General features: G+C 63.1%; 17 protein-coding genes and 1 pseudogene. 6 read left to right on the top strand and 12 right to left on the bottom strand.

Features of this window, described 5'->3' with window-relative positions; genetic code table 11:
- Positions 1-97 precede the first annotated feature (97 nt).
- Positions 98-1,165, top strand: a complete 1,068-nt coding sequence (locus BM075_RS10410; protein WP_177208313.1) for a ligand-gated ion channel — start codon at positions 98-100, stop codon at positions 1,163-1,165.
- 8 nt (positions 1,166-1,173) lie between these two features.
- Here the strand turns inward: BM075_RS10410 and BM075_RS10415 are convergent, their stop codons facing one another.
- The 10 genes from BM075_RS10415 to BM075_RS10465 form a co-directional block, all read right to left on the bottom strand.
- Positions 1,174-2,394 (bottom strand): cysteine desulfurase, encoded by a 1,221-nt coding sequence (locus BM075_RS10415; RefSeq protein ID WP_093360621.1) that lies wholly within the window; start codon positions 2,392-2,394, stop codon positions 1,174-1,176.
- A complete protein-coding gene (locus BM075_RS10420; RefSeq protein ID WP_093360622.1) occupies positions 2,387-3,001 on the bottom strand; it encodes a YIP1 family protein in 615 nt (204 codons plus the stop codon). The genes BM075_RS10415 and BM075_RS10420 overlap by 8 nt, the downstream gene beginning before the upstream one ends.
- 8 nt (positions 3,002-3,009) lie before the next feature.
- Entirely contained in the window at positions 3,010-3,519 is a 510-nt protein-coding gene (locus tag BM075_RS10425) for a YIP1 family protein (RefSeq protein ID WP_093360623.1), read from the bottom strand.
- Between the two features lie 3 nt (positions 3,520-3,522).
- Positions 3,523-4,818 carry a SufB/SufD family protein gene (locus BM075_RS10430; RefSeq protein WP_093360624.1) on the bottom strand — a complete coding sequence of 432 codons (1,296 nt, stop codon included), beginning with the start codon at positions 4,816-4,818 and terminating at the stop codon, positions 3,523-3,525.
- 1 nt (position 4,819) lies between these two features.
- On the bottom strand, positions 4,820-5,575 hold the full coding sequence (sufC, locus tag BM075_RS10435; RefSeq protein ID WP_093360625.1) for a Fe-S cluster assembly ATPase SufC: 756 nt from the start codon (positions 5,573-5,575) through the stop codon (positions 4,820-4,822).
- A gap of 83 nt (positions 5,576-5,658) precedes the next feature.
- Positions 5,659-5,937, bottom strand: a complete 279-nt coding sequence (locus tag BM075_RS10440) for a hypothetical protein (RefSeq protein ID WP_093360626.1) — start codon at positions 5,935-5,937, stop codon at positions 5,659-5,661.
- A gap of 411 nt (positions 5,938-6,348) precedes the next feature.
- Complete coding sequence (gene sufB / locus BM075_RS10450; protein WP_093360628.1) at positions 6,349-7,872, bottom strand: Fe-S cluster assembly protein SufB; 1,524 nt, start codon at positions 7,870-7,872, stop codon at positions 6,349-6,351.
- A gap of 27 nt (positions 7,873-7,899) precedes the next feature.
- On the bottom strand, positions 7,900-8,952 hold the full coding sequence (locus tag BM075_RS10455; RefSeq protein ID WP_245758812.1) for a cysteine desulfurase family protein: 1,053 nt from the start codon (positions 8,950-8,952) through the stop codon (positions 7,900-7,902).
- A gap of 63 nt (positions 8,953-9,015) precedes the next feature.
- Positions 9,016-9,834: a ChaN family lipoprotein gene (locus BM075_RS10460; protein ID WP_093360629.1), complete on the bottom strand. Its 819-nt coding sequence runs from the start codon at positions 9,832-9,834 to the stop codon at positions 9,016-9,018.
- Positions 9,831-10,709 (bottom strand): RNA polymerase factor sigma-32, encoded by an 879-nt coding sequence (locus tag BM075_RS10465; protein ID WP_093360630.1) that lies wholly within the window; start codon positions 10,707-10,709, stop codon positions 9,831-9,833. Before BM075_RS10465 ends, BM075_RS10460 begins: the two co-directional genes overlap by 4 nt.
- A gap of 104 nt (positions 10,710-10,813) precedes the next feature.
- On the opposite strand from BM075_RS10465, the gene cobU reads away from it, so the two are divergent.
- The 5 genes and pseudogenes from cobU (at position 10,814) to BM075_RS10485 (ending at position 14,489) form a co-directional block, all read left to right on the top strand.
- Entirely contained in the window at positions 10,814-11,350 is a 537-nt protein-coding gene (cobU, locus tag BM075_RS10470) for a bifunctional adenosylcobinamide kinase/adenosylcobinamide-phosphate guanylyltransferase (protein WP_093360631.1), read from the top strand.
- 41 nt (positions 11,351-11,391) lie between these two features.
- Positions 11,392-11,916, top strand: a complete 525-nt coding sequence (locus BM075_RS10475; RefSeq protein ID WP_245758813.1) for a histidine phosphatase family protein — start codon at positions 11,392-11,394, stop codon at positions 11,914-11,916.
- A gap of 76 nt (positions 11,917-11,992) precedes the next feature.
- A pseudogene (locus BM075_RS25105) lies at positions 11,993-12,223 on the top strand (glutathione S-transferase N-terminal domain-containing protein); the annotation flags it as partial.
- A 114-nt stretch (positions 12,224-12,337) separates the two neighbouring features.
- The gene (locus BM075_RS25110; protein WP_342741246.1) at positions 12,338-12,886 is read left to right on the top strand and encodes a glutathione S-transferase family protein; all 549 of its coding nucleotides are present in this window, start codon (positions 12,338-12,340) and stop codon (positions 12,884-12,886) included.
- A gap of 25 nt (positions 12,887-12,911) precedes the next feature.
- The gene (locus tag BM075_RS10485; RefSeq protein ID WP_093360634.1) at positions 12,912-14,489 is read left to right on the top strand and encodes a YifB family Mg chelatase-like AAA ATPase; all 1,578 of its coding nucleotides are present in this window, start codon (positions 12,912-12,914) and stop codon (positions 14,487-14,489) included.
- Here BM075_RS10485 and BM075_RS10490 read toward each other — a convergent pair.
- Positions 14,429-15,316: an alpha/beta hydrolase gene (locus tag BM075_RS10490; protein WP_093360635.1), complete on the bottom strand. Its 888-nt coding sequence runs from the start codon at positions 15,314-15,316 to the stop codon at positions 14,429-14,431. The genes BM075_RS10485 and BM075_RS10490 overlap by 61 nt on opposite strands.
- A complete protein-coding gene (gshB, locus tag BM075_RS10495; RefSeq protein WP_093360636.1) occupies positions 15,313-16,257 on the bottom strand; it encodes a glutathione synthase in 945 nt (314 codons plus the stop codon). The genes BM075_RS10490 and gshB overlap by 4 nt, the downstream gene beginning before the upstream one ends.
- Between the last annotated feature and the right edge of the window lie 52 nt (positions 16,258-16,309).

A 16,309-nucleotide genomic window follows, 5' to 3' on the forward strand; every position in this document is an offset into this window, starting at 1 on the left:
TCGTGCGAAGGCCTGCAACATCAAGCTTCATTCGGATAGCTTGAAGATGCATCACGCGCTACGCTTGCACATCGTGGACTGCCTGAGGGCGTGGACCGTGTTTAAATTGAAGCACTTGCTGCTCTGTCTGGCCCTGTCTGCAATGGGCTTGACGGCCATGGCAGACGCGACGCTCGCGCAAAATAATGGCTTTCGCCAGCAGTTGATCAACCGGGCGGCTCCAGATGAACCGCTGGATGTGGCGGTGGGCGTTCGCATTACGCAGATAACCGGCGTCGATCAGAAGTCGGAGAATTTCGGGGTGGTCGCTCGAATTCGGATGCGGTGGCAGGACGACGCGCTTTCGTTCGATCCACCGGACGGGCAGAGTCCCTTCCGCACCATGACGGCCGACAGCTTTCTTCGGTACGCCCGGGAGAACGGCATCGGGGTGCCGGCCTTCAGCATCGAGAACCAGCAGACGCGAAGCTTCGACAAGGCGTTTTACGTCACATGGGCGGCCGACGGATCAGCCCTTCTTGCGCAGGAAGTCATCGTAACGCTGCAAGCGCCCGATTTCGATTTCAGGCACTTTCCCTTCGATCGCCAAGCCTTTTACCTCAGGATTCTCGCTAATCTACCCAGTGAATTCATACGCTTCGTCCCAATGGCCGATGCCAACGGCGTGGGCGATACACTCGGCGAGGAGGAGTGGGTCGTCAGTGACACGTGGACCGAAGTCGATGAGGTGGAGGGAATTTCCGGCTTCGACTCGTCCCGTTTTTCGTTGGGATTCTCGGCCCACCGCCACCTTCTCTACTACTGGGCCCGGATTTTCGTGCCGCTCCTTCTGCTCCTGACGGTCACCTGGGCGAACCTGTTTCTCGAGGAATACAGGCGCCGAATTGACGTCGCAGCCGGCAACCTGCTGGCCTTCATAGCCTACAACTTCGCGATTTCGGGGGATCTGCCCCGCCTGGGATACCTGACCTTCCTGGATTCGCTGATGCTTGCGATGTTCGCCGTCTCGGTTGCATCCGTGGCCTACAACGTCGCGTTGCGCCGCCTCGCGGTTGCCGACCGGGAGAAACGCGCCGCGGCGGTCGATTGGCACGTAACGCTCTGGGGCTTCCCGCTCCTGATCGCGTCCACGATCATCATTCTGTGCCTGGTGTTTTTCCTCTGACCGGACGGTCAGGCGAAGAGCTCATGGCACAGTTCCAGCGCATCGACCAGCACGTCGACTTCCTCCGCCGTGTTGTAGAGGCCGAACGAAGCCCGGCAGGTCGCCGTAAGACCGAGGTGGTCCATGAGAGGACCGGCGCAGTGATGGCCGGCGCGCACGGCCACGCCCTTTTTGTCGAGCACGGTCGAAATGTCGTGCGGGTGCGCCCCGCCCTCCAGCGTAAAGGAAAAGATTGCCCCCTTGCCCGCTGAGCGACCCTGCAGGTTCAGCCAGTTGATCCCCTCCAGCCGGTCACGTGCATAGTCCCGCAGACCACGTTCATAGGCGGCGACGTTCTCCATGCCCAGTTCCATCAGGTACTCCAGCGCCACCCCGAGGCCGATCTGCTGCACGATCGCCGGAGTTCCGGCCTCGAACTTCATTGGCGGGTCGGCATAGGTCACCTGGTCCTTGTGAACCTCCCGGATCATATCGCCCCCGCCGAAGAAGGGGCGCATCTCCTCCATGCGCTCCTTGCGGATGTGGAGCGCCCCTGAGCCGGACGGGCCGTAGAGCTTGTGGCCGGTTATCGCGTAGAAGTCCGCCCCGATCGCATCCAGGTCCGCAGGCGCGTGCACCACCGCCTGGCTGCCGTCCACCAGAACAGGCACGCCCTTGTCGTGCGCGCCCGCAACCACGGTCTTCATGTCCACAACTGTGCCCAGCACGTTCGACATGTGCGTGAGAGCCACCAGCTTGGTTTTCGGTCCGATGGCGGCGATCACCGCTTCCGGGTCGAGATCTCCGTTGACGTCCACGTCGACCCATTTCAGCACGACACCCTGCCGCTCCCGCAGGAAATGCCAAGGCACGATATTGGCGTGGTGCTCCATCACCGACAGCACGATCTCGTCCCCCGGCTCGAAGCGTGGCGCGGCCCAGGCATAGGCGACAAGGTTGATCCCCTCGGTGCTCCCGGACGTCATGACGATCTCACGCTCGTCCGCCACGCCCAGAAAGCGCGCGATAGTGTTCCGGACGCCCTCGTATTTCTCCGTGGCGATGTTGGACAGCGTGTGCAGGCCACGGTGTACGTTGGCGTATTCCTCCGAATACGCCCGCGTCACGGCATCGATGACCACTTGCGGTTTCTGCGCGGAGGCGCCGTTGTCGAGGTAGACCAGGGGCTTGCCGTTGATCTCGCGGGAGAGGATCGGGAAATCGCGACGGATTGCGTGGACGTCATACATTCGGAGGGGCTCCAAGAAAGATCGCAGCCAGCAGCCCGGTCACGACGGATATCAGCAGGTAGATCCCGATCATCGTCAGGATAATCATCCCGAACACGGGTACGCCGCTGTCGAACCCATGCAGGGCGCAGACGAACTGCGTCAGCAGGTAGAAATAGAAGCCGATCAAGCCGATCAGCAGCACCGGCATGACGGCGGGAACGACCGCCCCGATCACAACGGCGCCAATACCCGCGATCAGCATGACCATCTGGTGCCAGGCGACGAGCGCGATGGCGCCGGCGCGGTCACCCGTACCACCGAAGATCCGGCCCACATGGAAGACGGCGAAAACCATGATGGCGCTATTGATCGCCTGCCCGAGGGTCACAAGGAACGGCTGACCGTAGACCTCCCCGAGCATCTGGGTCGTCGGGTCCGTTGCATCCTGCGTGGCCATGAGAACCATGCCTTCCAGCAGGATAACCGTCAGCAGCACACCGAGCGCCAGCCCCTCCCACAAGATGCGCTCGGGCAACTGCAGCGCGAGGATATGGCGTGCCGCCGCGCGCGGGTCGCGCAGCGTGGCCTGAACGAGGCTGAACAGTGTGGGAAACGTATCGCTCATCGGTCTTTTCACTTGCCTGCGGCCGCTGTTTCGGCCTCCACCAGCGATAGGCCCCACAGCACGCAGAAGGCAAGGGCAACACCAAGATCCAGAATGAGGGTCGCTCCCCCATGCCCAGCCGCGGCCTGAACCACAGCTCGCACCAGCATCAGGGGCGACACGGCCAGAACCGTCCAGAACAGTGCGACGCGCGCGTCGGCAAAGGTTCCCTGCCCGCCCAAAGGACGAGCGACCAGGTGGGCGACGGCGGCAAGCAGGTAGAACAGGAGCGGCCAGACGAACAGCCAGGCGAAAAACGTGATCCCCACGCGGGCCTCCAGCGGTGGCGCGTCCTCCGCCGGCATGTCGAAGGCCATGATGCCCGGCACCTGGGACAGGAACACGATGAAGCAGCCCAGAAGCAGAAAGACGAGCGCCCGCGCCTCCGGCCGATCGTCGTTATGCAATCCGGTCAGAAGGCGCCGCATCACCCGACGCGGCGCCCGATAGGTGCGCAGGATTTCTGACGTGACGGCCACGCCTCAGCCCCTGCGCCGCTCCAGCCAGGCCTGCAGCCGGCTCAAGACATCGGCGGCAATCGCCTCGTCCTCGATCTCATCAATCGCCTCGGCAACGAAGGCCACGACCATCAGATCGGTTGCAATCTCTCGCGGCACGCCACGCGAGCGCAGGTAGAACAGTCCCTCCTCGTCAATCGCACCGGACGTGGAGCCGTGCGAACAGGCCACGTCATCGGCGTAGATCTCAAGTTCCGGCTTGGCCAGGAACTGGCTGTCGTCGTCCAAAAGCAGCGACTGGCTGATCTGATACCCGTCGGTCTTCTGGGCACCGTCCTTCACCAGGATCTTGCCTTGGAAGACGCCTACGGCTCCGTTTCGCAGAACCTTCTTGAACACCTGCCGGCTTTCGCAATTCACCGCGTCGTGCGTAATGAAAACCGTGTCGTCGTGGTGGAAATCTCCGCTTGCGCCGTCTCCAAGCGCGGCGCCCGCCACGTGGGCCACGGCATCGTCTCCAGTCAGTTCGATGACCGCCTCATTGCGAGTCAGCGCGCCGTTGACGGTCAGCGTGAAGGACTTGAACGTGCTTTCCCGCCCCAGCCGGGCAAAAACATGGGTGGCCGCGCGCCGTTCATGAGCGCGCCCTTGCGTGCGGACGTGATGGAATGCGCCGCCATCGGCCACGTCGACCTCCATCACCTTGTTCAGTCGCGCCCCTCCAGGACCGTTCTCCAGAAGCGTCAGGTCGCCCCCCTCTTCCACCTTCACCACATTATGGATGACGACGTCCGCGTCCTCCGTCTGGTGCAGGTACGTCAGGTTGACAGGCCTATCGGCCTTGCCGGTCACGCGGATGAGAACCCCCGCATTTGCACAGGCCGTGTTCAGAGCCGCCAGGGATCGCTCCACCGGGCTCTGCCCGCGCGCTTCCAGCACGCCGTAGAGGTCCCGCGCCCAGTGAATATCCGCAGCGCCAGCCGCGTGCAGCGGCTCGATCTCGACGCCGGAGAGCGTGAGGTCGTCCGACGCCTCGGGATCGAAAACACCATCGACAAAGACCATGCGAAGCCGCTCGATGTCGTCGAACACCGCCGACTCGTAGGCTTGGAAGACTTTCGCGTGGGGCACTTCGGGCTGAACTAGCGTCTGCGGCCTTGTGTACTTCCAGTATTCGTCGCGGGCGTGCGGCAGGCCCATCGAGCGCACCCGCCCCAAGGCCGCCTGACGTGCGTCGCTCAACCAGGCACCGCTTTCCGGCACTTGAATGGCGGCAAGCCGCTCTTCCGTGGCGTCCAGTTTCTGTTGCGGCAAACCCATGTCAGGCCACCTCCGCCTGGATGCGGGCATAGCCGTGATTTTCGACTTCCAGCGCCAGGTCCGGCCCGCCGCTCTTCACGATGCGACCGTCCACCATGATATGCACCACGTCGGGCACGATGTGGTCCAGCAGACGTTGGTAATGGGTGATCACGAGGAATCCGCGACCTTCATCACGCAGCGCGTTCACGCCGTCCGCGACAAGTTTCATCGCGTCCACGTCGAGGCCGGAGTCAGTTTCATCGAGGATGCAGAGCTTGGGTTCCAGCATCGCCATCTGCAGGATCTCGTTGCGCTTCTTCTCCCCGCCGGAGAACCCGACGTTGACGGGGCGCTTGAGCATGTCCGCGTCGATCTGGAGCGCCTTCGCCTTTTCGCGCACCAACTTCAGGAAGTCGGCGGCGCTAAGTTCCTCCTGCCCACGCGCCTTGCGCTGAGCGTTCACCGCGGTCCGCAGGAAGGTCATATTGCCGACCCCCGGGATTTCGACCGGATATTGAAAAGCGAGGAACAGACCCGCCGCGGCCCGTTCCTCGGCTTCCATCTCGAGCAGATCATGCCCGTCAAGCTGGGCCGAGCCCTCGGTGACCACATAGCCGTCCCGCCCAGACAGCACGTAGGACAGTGTCGATTTCCCTGACCCATTCGGCCCCATGATGGCATGCACCTTGCCGGCCTCAACGGTCAAGTCGACACCTTTGAGGATCTGTTTGTCCTCTTCTTCGAGTTTGACGTGCAGGTTCTTGATCTCAAGCATTTCTCATCCTCACATGCAAAGAAGGCCGGCACCCGCGGAGGGGCCGACCAATTTGTTCGAATTGTTGGGTTGGCGGAGCGCCGTCAGAGGTCCGCGACAGTCCTGACCGCCATCACAACGAAGTCTGCCCCGTCCGAGGCCACTTGGTTTGCGAGTTCCGGATCGTGGCTGGAAAAGGCGATCCAGGTGCCGCTGACCAGCACGAGCGCCAGAAAGAACGACATCCGCCGGCTGCCACGATTGATGTCCGCCTTGCGCCGCTTGCCGCGTTTCGGAACGATCACGCCCTCGGGCGTCCACTGCTTGCCCGCTTCGATCCGAGCGATGCGTTTGGTGAATCCCTGATCTGCGGCGATAGCCATAATCGTTACCCTTACGTCTGAGTGTCTGGGCACAACTTCGGAGAGAATCCGGGCGATATTTCGACGAAATAAGCACTTATCCGAGCCTGACCGCGGTGCCCGTGGCCAACACATGGCAGGTAGCGTTCATAGCGTCATAGTCCACAACGACCGTGTTCGCAGCGCTCTCAAGCACGGCTCGTTTTGCGGCGTGTCGCTCTATGCCGCAGAACCTATAGCGAGGCGCGGATTCCATATCGATCGCCTCCCCACGCGAAATGCCGCAGGACACTTCGGTCTGCCGATCTTCGACCGCCAATGTGGTGGTAACAATCATTTGGTATCTCCCCCTGCGGAGCCAAAGGAGCGCGATGTAAGGTCTGACCCGTGCCCTACACTGGGGCCCGGCAAGACGTTTCGGCGGAAAAATCGCTACCCCACAGACCCTTCCAGCGAAATCGCCACGAGCTGCTGCGCTTCCATCGCGAACTCCATCGGCAGCGCCTGTAGCACATCCTTGCAGAACCCGTTCACGACCAGCGCCACTGCTTCCTCTTCATCCATGCCGCGCTGGCGGCAGTAGAAAAGCTGGTCATCGTCGACCTTGGACGTGGTCGCCTCGTGCTCCACCCGCGAGGAATTGTTCTTCACCTCGATATAGGGAACGGTGTGCGCCCCGCAGGTCGAACCGATCAGCAGGCTGTCGCACTGGGTGTAGTTGCGGGCTTCCTTGGCGCGGGGATGCACCGACACCAATCCGCGATACGTATTCTGCGCGTGGCCCGCGCTAATTCCTTTCGACACGATCCGGCTGCGGGTGTTCTTGCCAAGGTGGACCATCTTCGTGCCGGTATCGGCCTGCTGATAGTTATTGGTGATGGCGATGGAATAGAATTCGCCCTGGCTGTCGTCGCCCCGCAGAACGCAGGACGGATACTTCCACGTGATCGCGGAGCCGGTTTCGACCTGAGTCCACATCACCTTCGAGCGGTCTCCGCGGCAGTCGGCACGCTTCGTCACGAAGTTATAGATGCCACCGTTGCCGTTTTCATCTCCGGGGTACCAGTTCTGGACGGTGGAGTATTTCACTTCGGCGTCTTCGAGGACCACGATCTCCACCACCGCCGCATGAAGCTGCGCGATGTCGCGCTGCGGTGCCGTGCACCCCTCAAGGTAGCTGACATAGGAGCCCTTGTCGGCAATGATGAGGGTCCGCTCGAACTGGCCGGTGTTTTCAGCGTTGATCCGGAAATACGTCGACAGCTCCATCGGGCAGCGCACCCCGGGCGGCACATAAACGAAGGAGCCATCGGAGAAGACCGCCGAATTGAGCGTCGCAAAAAAGTTGTCGGATTGCGGCACCACAGAGCCGAGGTATTTTTTCACAAGCTCCGGGTGCTCCCGGATTGCCTCCGAGATCGAACAAAAGATCACGCCGGCCTTGGCCAGCTCCGCCTTGAACGTCGTGCCGACCGACACCGAATCGAACACCGCATCCACGGCGACCTTCCGCCCCTCCTGCGGCGCCTCGCCCGCGCCCTCGACGCCCGCCAGGATCATCTGCTCCTTGAGCGGGATGCCCAGCTTCTCGTAGGTTTCCAGCAGCTTCGGATCGACATCGTCGAGCGATTTCGGCTTTTCGTGCATGGAGACCGGGGCGGCATAGTAATACTGCTCCTGGTAATCGATCGCCGGCACATTCAGAAGCGCCCAGTCGGGCTGCTCCATCTGCTGCCAGCGGCGGAACGCGGCCAGGCGCCAGTCTGTCATCCACTCCGGCTCGCCATTACGCTCCGAGATCAGGCGGACGATGTCCTCGTTGATGCCCTTGGGGGCATATTCCATTTCGATGTCGGTCTGCCAACCATACTTGTAGGCGCCCATGTTCCGGACGGTCTCGACGGTTTCGCGGTCAACGCCTTCGCGGACGTCCAGCTTCTCTTCCACTGAGGTCATGTGCACTCCATTCCGTCGTCCGGCGGTTCACCCCGCCCTGGCTATCCGTTTGCGGTACGCGGCCGACCATGCTTCGGCAAACCGCATCACCTCATCCTCTGTCGTATCGGGCCCGATCGAGACCCGGATCGCGCACGCCGCCCCGTCGCCGAGTCCCATCGCTCTCAGCACCCGGCTTTCCTTCACCTTGCCGGAGGAACAGGCCGACCCCGCCGATATCGCAAAGCTCGCGAGGTCCATCTGCATGACTTGGGTCTCGCCCCGCCACCCCGGCACGACAATGCACGAGGTGTTGGGGAGTCGCCGCGCGCCTTTCCCGACAAAAATAATATCCTTTGCGGAAGATTCCAGCGCTTTCTCTAGAATGTTTCTAAGCTTTTCGACCCGCTCCCAGGCCCCCGCCTCCAAATCGCGCTGAGAAGCGGTCGCAGCGGCGCCAAAACCGGCGATTCCGATCAGGTTTTCGGTGCCAGAACGTCGCCCCATCTCCTGTCCGCCGCCGAGGATTCGGGGGTCCACGTCCAGTCCGCGGCGCAAAACGAGCGCGCCCACCCCCTTCGGCCCTCCCAGCTTGTGAGCGGAGACCAGCGCCATATCGCAGCCCGACCAGTTGCAGGCGAGGGGAATTTTGCCGAATGCCTGGGTCATATCGCTGACCGCCAAGCCCTCTGGAAGGGTCTGGAGAATGCCGGTCTCCGAGTTGGCAAGTTGCAAGGTGGAGCGTGCCGGCTCCTCCACGTCCACCAGACCCTCCGGCGTGACCGGGAGCACCGGGTCCACCCAACTTGACACGGCGTCGTGCTCGATTGGCGCCCCCACGAGGCCCCGCCCCGCGAGCGCCAGCGCCGCCGCTTCGGTCGCGCCCGAGGTGAAGACGATGTCCGCGCCTTCCGCTCCAAGCGCCGACGCCACCTGGGCGCGTGCCTGCTCCACCAGACGCTTCGCCGCCCGACCCTCGGCGTGCACCGACGACGGATTGCCAACAAGCTCCATCGCATCGAGCATCGCCTCGCGCGCCTCGTTCCTCAGCGGCGCCGTCGCGTTCCAGTCCAGGTAGATCCGCTGGGTCGATTTGGTCAAAGTCCCTTTCCTTCGCCACTCAATGCCGGAGGGTGTCGCCAGAGTAGCCGTCTTCCACGCGCCTCATCCCTTTTGAAACACCGCGCATGGGTCTTCACGCTCGGCAGGTTCGGTCACAAGCCACACATCATGGGGCACGGCCTCCGGCGGGTCCTCGAACGGGGATTCGAACTGACCAAGGCTCACCACGGTCACGTCTGGCGCGGCCGACGCCAGTGCAACGGGCATCCCGCGGTCTTTCCGGGCATGGCCGTTGCCGGTAATGACGACGACCGGCCCACCGGTTTCGTCCAGCGCCTGAAGCGCCACCTTGGAGAACCAAGCATCCCTCAGCCGTTGGGCCTCAACCATCCCGCCCAGCATATCCTCCGGCAGCGCGTTGCAGTGGGCCTCCATCTGGAACGCCTTACGCTCCTCCAACGTGTCCGTCGGCAGTGGTCCCAACGCGAACTGTTCGGCATCGCTCCCGAACACTGCAGCCGCCCCCTCCCGCACCGCGTCGGACAGGTCCTCCCGAGGGACTGCCGCGCCGTAGATCGGCGCGTTCGGAGCGGCAGTGAAAATTGGGTGATAATAGGTGAAGTCAGGCCAACCGCCGTGAGCCCAATCAAGCGCCTCCGCCATGTCATTCACATCGGTGCGATCTAGGCCATTCGCGATGTCGGCTTGCTCTGCCGTCAGCATCTCGAACACGAGAGCCGTCGGTGCAATAGCCGCGACAGCCTCGGCCTGATTCTGATGGTGTGCCGGGTTGTCATGAACCTCGCCCAGCAGGAACACCTGAGCGTCGGTGGCATCCAATTGGTCGATGGACTCAATTTGAGCGGCCGGAACCGTTGTGGCACCGACCGCGAAAGCAAGGGTAATCAGCGGCAATCTCATGCCAAGAGTTGATACACCTCTGGCGATTGCCCTTCCAGCGTCTTGCGCATCTTGGTGAAGGCCGCACACTCGAGCTGCCGCACACGCTCTTTGGAGAGCCCAAGTTCGTCACCGAGCGATTCAAGCGTACGTGGCGCGTCGCGCAGTTTCCGCTCGCGCACAATAAACTGCTCGCGCTCCGGCAGGCGGGTCAACGCGGAGAGCAGCCACCCGCGCAGCGCTTCCTCATCGTGATCGCGCTGAACAGTAGCTTCACCGTCGGGGCCATCGTCTTCGATGGTCTCCATCCATTCCCGGCCTTCCTCATCCGAAGATTGCGTGGCGTTCAGCGAGAAGTCGCTCCCCGATAGACGGCCCTGCATCATCTCCACGTCCTGCAAGGGCACGCCAATCTCTGTCGCGATCCGCTGGCGCAGTTGCGCCCCGTCGAGCGGCATCCCGGCCACTTCCGCCTCCCGTTCGAGGCGAGCCTGCACGCGACGCAGATTGAAGAACAGCGCCTTTTGACTGGAGGTCGACCCCGTCCGAACGAGCGACCAGTTACGCATCACATGGTCCTGGATCGACGCCTTGATCCACCAGACGGCGTAGGTCGAAAACCGCACGCCACGGTCCGGATCAAACTTCTCCGCTGCCTTCATGAGCCCGAGGGACGCTTCTTGAATGAGATCGTTCATCGGCGCCCCATAGCGGCGGAACTTCGACGCCATGGAAATCGCGAGACGCATATAGGCGGTCACAAGACGGTGCATCGCTTTTTCATCACGATCGTCTCGCCAGGCGCGCGCGAGGGCGAGCTCCGTGTCGGCGTCGAGCAATTCGGCAGCCATCGCGTGTCTGGAAATGTTCAAGTCCTGAGATTCATCTCGAGCCATCGGCTATCCTTCCGTGGTCGTGCCCTGGGAGAGGGAATTTTGGCGGGTTGCAATTTTTACGCGCATAGCTGAACACCGGATCACTCAATCGGAGCAGCCTGCAAATGATGCCGAAACTGACCCTGGTGCTGGGAGGCGCAAGTTCCGGCAAATCCGCATTTGCGGAGGGATTGATGCGCGAGGTTGGCAGCGAAAAGATCTACATCGCTACTGCCCAAGCGTTCGACGCCGAGATGGAGGCAAAAATCGCCGCGCATAGGCAGATGCGTGGAACCCAATGGGAAACCATCGAAGCTCCGCAGACGCTTCCCGAGGTCATCGGGAACATCCCGGGGCAGCGCCGCGTTCTGATCGACTGTGCAACCATGTGGTTGAGCAACCGACTTCTCGCCGAAGCTGATATGGATTCCGAGATTTCTTGCCTGCTCCAAGCTCTTCACGGCTGTGCCTCTCCTATCGTCATAGTCTCAAACGAGATAGGTCAAGGAATTGTTCCGGAAAATTTTCTCGGACGCCGTTTCCGGGACCTTCAGGGACGGCTGAATCGCCTGCTCGCAGAGCGCGCGGACCTGGTCGTGGCCGTGATGGCGGGCCTTCCGCTTACGTTGAAGGGGGCGTTGCCGGAGATGGTGGAATGGTGAACTGGTGGTGGGTGCGCCACGGACCCACGGGGCGACGAGACATGAACGGGTGGACGGACGTCCCCGCGGACCTGTCCGACATCCCGCAACTGGACAGATTGGCGGACTTTCTCCCAGCGGAGGCAGCCATCGTCTCCTCCGATCTGGTCCGCGCCGTCGCCACGGCCGACGCCCTTCAGCGCGGCAGGGCACGTCTGCCGCACGAACGCGGACTGCGGGAGATCCACTTTGGCACGTGGGAGGCAAAAACCTTCGACGCTGTCGACGCGCAAGATCCACAGCTTGCCCGCCTCTACTGGGAAAGCCCGGGCGACGTTCGCCCACCGGGAGGCGAAAGCTGGAACGATCTGTCCCGCCGTGTCGACCGGGTCGTCGACTGGCTGACTGGCGAGGAAGGCGACATCATTGCCGTCTCCCATTTCGGCCCAATCCTGTCGCAGGTGATGCGGGCGCGCGCCTGCACGCCGGCGGAGGTTCTAGCGGAGACGATTGCCCCCCTTTCCGTCACCCGACTTGCCTGGGACGGAACGCGCTGGACGGCCGAACTGGTGAACCATTTGCCGTAGACCATCACCCCATCGCAGTAGTTCGGGGTGCAAACGTTTTCTGGTGATACACCCCCTCGGCATCTAGTTTCCTGCCATGTCCTACGAGCTTCTCATCGGAGATCCTGCGTACTCCAGCTGGTCGCTTCGCGCGTGGCTGTTGTTCGACCGTTTCGGGCTGCCGGTGAGAGAAATAATGGTAAGTTTCCTGCAGGATAGCGTCGCGGCACAGGTTGCGCCGCACCGACCTGCGCGCACCGTTCCAACCATGCGGACGCCGGACGGGACCGTCGTGTGGGATTCGCTTGCAATTGCCGAAGAACTTTGCAGCCGCCACCCGGATCTTGGCCTCTGGCCCCGCGACGCAACTGCGCGCGCCATCGCTCGTAGCCTGTCGGCCGAAATGCACTCGGGATTTGCGACGTTGCGCTCGGAATGCCCCATGAACCTCAATCGCGCCTACCGCAACGTGCCGGTCAGTCCAGAGTTGCGCAACGACCTGCGGCGCATCGAACACATGTGGGACTACGCACAAACGATCTGCCTCTCGGAAGGCCCGTGGCTGTGCGGCACCTACTCAATCGCGGATGCATTCTATGCACCGGTGGCAGCCCGGATCGCGGGCTACGGATTGTCCGTCTCCGCGACGGCCCGCGCCTACGTGGCGGCACATCTTCGCGATCCCGCCTTTCGGCGCTGGCGGGCCATGGCGCTCTCCGGTGGGCATATCCTGCCATGGTACGAACGCGGCTATCCCCGCTCGAACTGGCCCGGCCCCGTCCCCTCTCCCGCACGTGCCCTGCCAGACGGCCCCTCGGTCAACGCCGCCTGCCCCTTCACCGGCCGGCCGGTCACGGAATTCGCCGAAATCGAAGGGATGATAATCGGGTTCTCGGAAATTTCAAACAGGGACAAGGCCGTTGCGGACCCGGACGTCTGGCCGCAAGTCCTCGCGTTAACCAAATCTAAACCGCAACCGTCGCAACATTAACCATTCTTTTGGTGAGAGGCGGGGAATGGTATCACGCGCCCATACGGTGGCCTTCGAAGGCGTGGAGGCGCGTCCGGTGGAGGTGCAATGCGCCGTAACGGCCGGATTGCCCGCCTTTTCCATCGTCGGACTGCCCGACAAGGCGGTCAGCGAGGCCAGAGAGCGCGTTCGCGCCGCGCTCGGCAGCATGGCCATTGCCCTGCCCTCCAAGCGGATCACGATAAACCTGTCGCCGGCGAATCTGCCCAAGGAGGGCTCTCACTTCGACCTGCCCATCGCCATTGCGCTCCTTGCTGCTCTGGAAATTCTGCCCGATGAGGTCGCGGAAGAAACACTTTCGATTGGCGAATTGTCCCTCGACGGCTCGTTGGTGCCGGTCATTGGCGCGCTCCCTGCTGCGATGTCGGCGGCCGAAGAGGGCCGCAGCCTGCTGTGCCCGCACGGGTGTGGGCCGGAGGCCGCATGGGTCGGCGCTGCCAAGGTGATCGCACCCAAATCCCTCGCCGACGCGGTGCGCCACTTCACGGGCCAATGCCCGCTGGAACCGGCGCAACCCGGTGAGGTTGCCTCCCACGGTGGCGGACGTGATTTTCGGGACGTCAAAGGTCAGGAGCGCGCGAAGCGGGCGCTGGAGATTGCGGCTGCGGGTCGGCACCACGTGCTGATGGTCGGCGCGCCGGGGGCGGGGAAGTCAATGCTCGCAGCACGTATGCCAAGCATCCTGCCGCCGCTAACGCCGGCCGAGGCGCTGGAGACATCCATGATCCATTCCCTCGCCGGATTGCTGGACGAGGGCGGCATCTCCCGCGACCGACCGTTTCGGGAGCCGCATCATACGGCCTCCATGGCCGCCATCGTGGGCGGCGGGCGCGGGGCGAAACCCGGGGAGATCTCGCTGGCGCACAACGGCGTGCTGTTCATGGACGAACTTCCGGAATTTCCCCGAACCGTTCTGGAAACCCTTCGCCAACCGATCGAAAACGGCGAGGTGGTTGTGGCGCGGGCCAATGCCCATGTCCGTTATCCCTGCCGGTTCCTGCTGGTCGCCGCGGCAAACCCCTGCCGCTGTGGCCATCTGGCGGACCCGTCCCGCGCCTGTGCCCGCGCCCCTGGATGCGGTGACGATTATCTGGGACGCATCTCCGGCCCCCTGATGGATCGGATCGACCTCCGGGTAGACGTCCCGCCAGTGGGTCTCATGGACCTGGATCTGCCGGATTCATCCGAGGGCTCCACCGAGATCGCCGCCCGTGTCGCCAAGGCACGCGATCTGCAGACGCGGCGTTTCGCCAATGCACAGGGATGCCGAGTGAATGCGGATGCCGAAGGCGCCGAACTCGAGGAGGTCGCGACCCCGGACAGCGAAGGCCGCGCGCTCCTGCTCAAGGTTGCGGAGCGGTTCGGTCTCTCCGCGCGGGGATACCACCGCGTCCTGAGGGTCGCGCGGACCATCGCCGACCTCGACGGCAGCGAGAGCGTCCGACGGCCCCATATCGCGGAGGCCGTTTCCTTCCGGTTGTCGCTCGGGACCTCCAGCGCGGGTCAGGCGCGGCCGAGAAACCGGGCCACCGAAGCGACGGTTTCATCGGCCTCTGGCACATAGCCGCAAAAGATCGGCCACGCGTGGGGCACCTCGGGCCGTTCATCGAGTTCGACCTGCCCCCCGGCATTCCGCAGATGCTCCGCCATGGCCCGGGCGTCGTCCCTGAGGATTTCGGACCTGCCGACATGGATCTGCACCGGCGGAGGGGCCTCGAATGCAGCAAAGAGCGGCGAGACTCGGGGATCTTCGGGCGCGAGCGATCCGATCACCAGATCCCTCGCGAGTTCCATTCGGTTCGCCGGCAGATAGGCCTCGGTGTCCGCGTTTTCCCGAAGACTCGCGCCGGATAGCGTCATGTCCACCCAGGGAGAGAACGCAAACGCCGCCGCTGGCCGTTCCCCCCTGGCACACAGGTCCGCCAGCAACGAAAGCGCCAGACCGCCGCCCGCGCTGTCGCCCCCCAGCACGATCCTGTCCGGCGCGCCAACGCGATCGAGCACATTTGCATGGGCGGCGCACGCGTCCTCCAGCGCGGCGGGCGCCGGGTTCTCGGGCGCCAGGCGATAGTCCGGCAAAACCACTTCGCAACCGCTCGCCCGTGCCAGTGCCCCTGCCAAGGCCGCATGGGTTCGTGGACTACCGGCCATGTAGCCGCCACCATGAAAATACATAATGACATGCGAACCTTTGACCGCGCCCGGGCTGAACCTGTGCAGCGGAGGGCGGCCGGGCTCGACGGTGTGGGTCACGTCCGAGGCAAGCCGCAGGAAGAATTGCGAAAACAGATCGAAATCGCGCCGCGCCTCCCCCGGCTTCGTGACCGTGGCGAGGCGCGGCCTGACCGCAAGACGCAGTAATTCGTTCAGGATGACGAGTTGCCCGCTCACCCTGCGCGACGGGCCTCGATAGCTTGCCAGATCTTCTCGGCGACATTGATGCCGTCGAACCGCTCCAACTCCTGGATGCCTGTCGGCGAGGTCACGTTGATCTCGGTCAGGTAGTCGCCGATCACGTCGATCCCTACAAAGATCTGCCCGCGCTCCCGCAAGAGCGGCCCGATCGCCGCGCAGATTTCCCGATCTCGCTCCGTCAAAGCGATCTTTTCCGGGCGGCCGCCGACATGCATGTTCGAGCGCGTTTCCCCTTCGGCGGGCACCCTGTTGATGGCGCCTACGGGCTCTCCGTCCACAAGAATGATGCGTTTGTCGCCATTGGCGACGGCGGGAATGAACTTTTGCGCGATCAGGGGCTCGCGGCTGAAGGTGATGAAGAGCTCATGCAGCGAGGACAGGTTCCTGTCGTTCGGATCGAGCCGGAACACGCCGGCACCGCCATTGCCATACAGCGGCTTCAGGATGATGTCCCCATGATGCGCCTTGAACGCCTTCAGGTTTGCCAGGTCCCGCGCGATCATGGTCGGCGGAATCAGGTCCGGGAACTGCAGAACCAAAAGTTTTTCCGGGCAGTTACGCACCCAGAACGGGTCGTTGGCGACCAGAACATGCGGCTGGAGCCACTCCAGCAAATGCGTTGTGGTGATGTAGCCCATGTCGAACGGCGGGTCCTGACGCAGCCACACAACGTCCATCTCATTCAGGTCCAGCACGGTTTCCGGCCCGAGGGTTACGTGGTCCCCGCGTTGCCGTCGCACTGTCATCTTCTGAGCGCGGGCGAACACGCGGCCGTCCTCCCAGGTCAATCGGCCGGGAAGGTAGAAATACATCTCGTGGCCGCGCGCCTGCGCTTCTTCGGCCAGCCGAAATGTGCTGTCGGCGTCGATGTTGACGTCCGCGATCGGATCCATCTGAAAGGCGATCTTGAGCGGCATGGCAAAGGCTCCCGTTAACTTGGCGTCTTCATCGCTTATCGGCGACGGGGAG

Origin of the sequence: Tropicimonas isoalkanivorans (assembly GCF_900112335.1) — a bacterium.
GTDB lineage: Bacteria > Pseudomonadota > Alphaproteobacteria > Rhodobacterales > Rhodobacteraceae > Tropicimonas > Tropicimonas isoalkanivorans.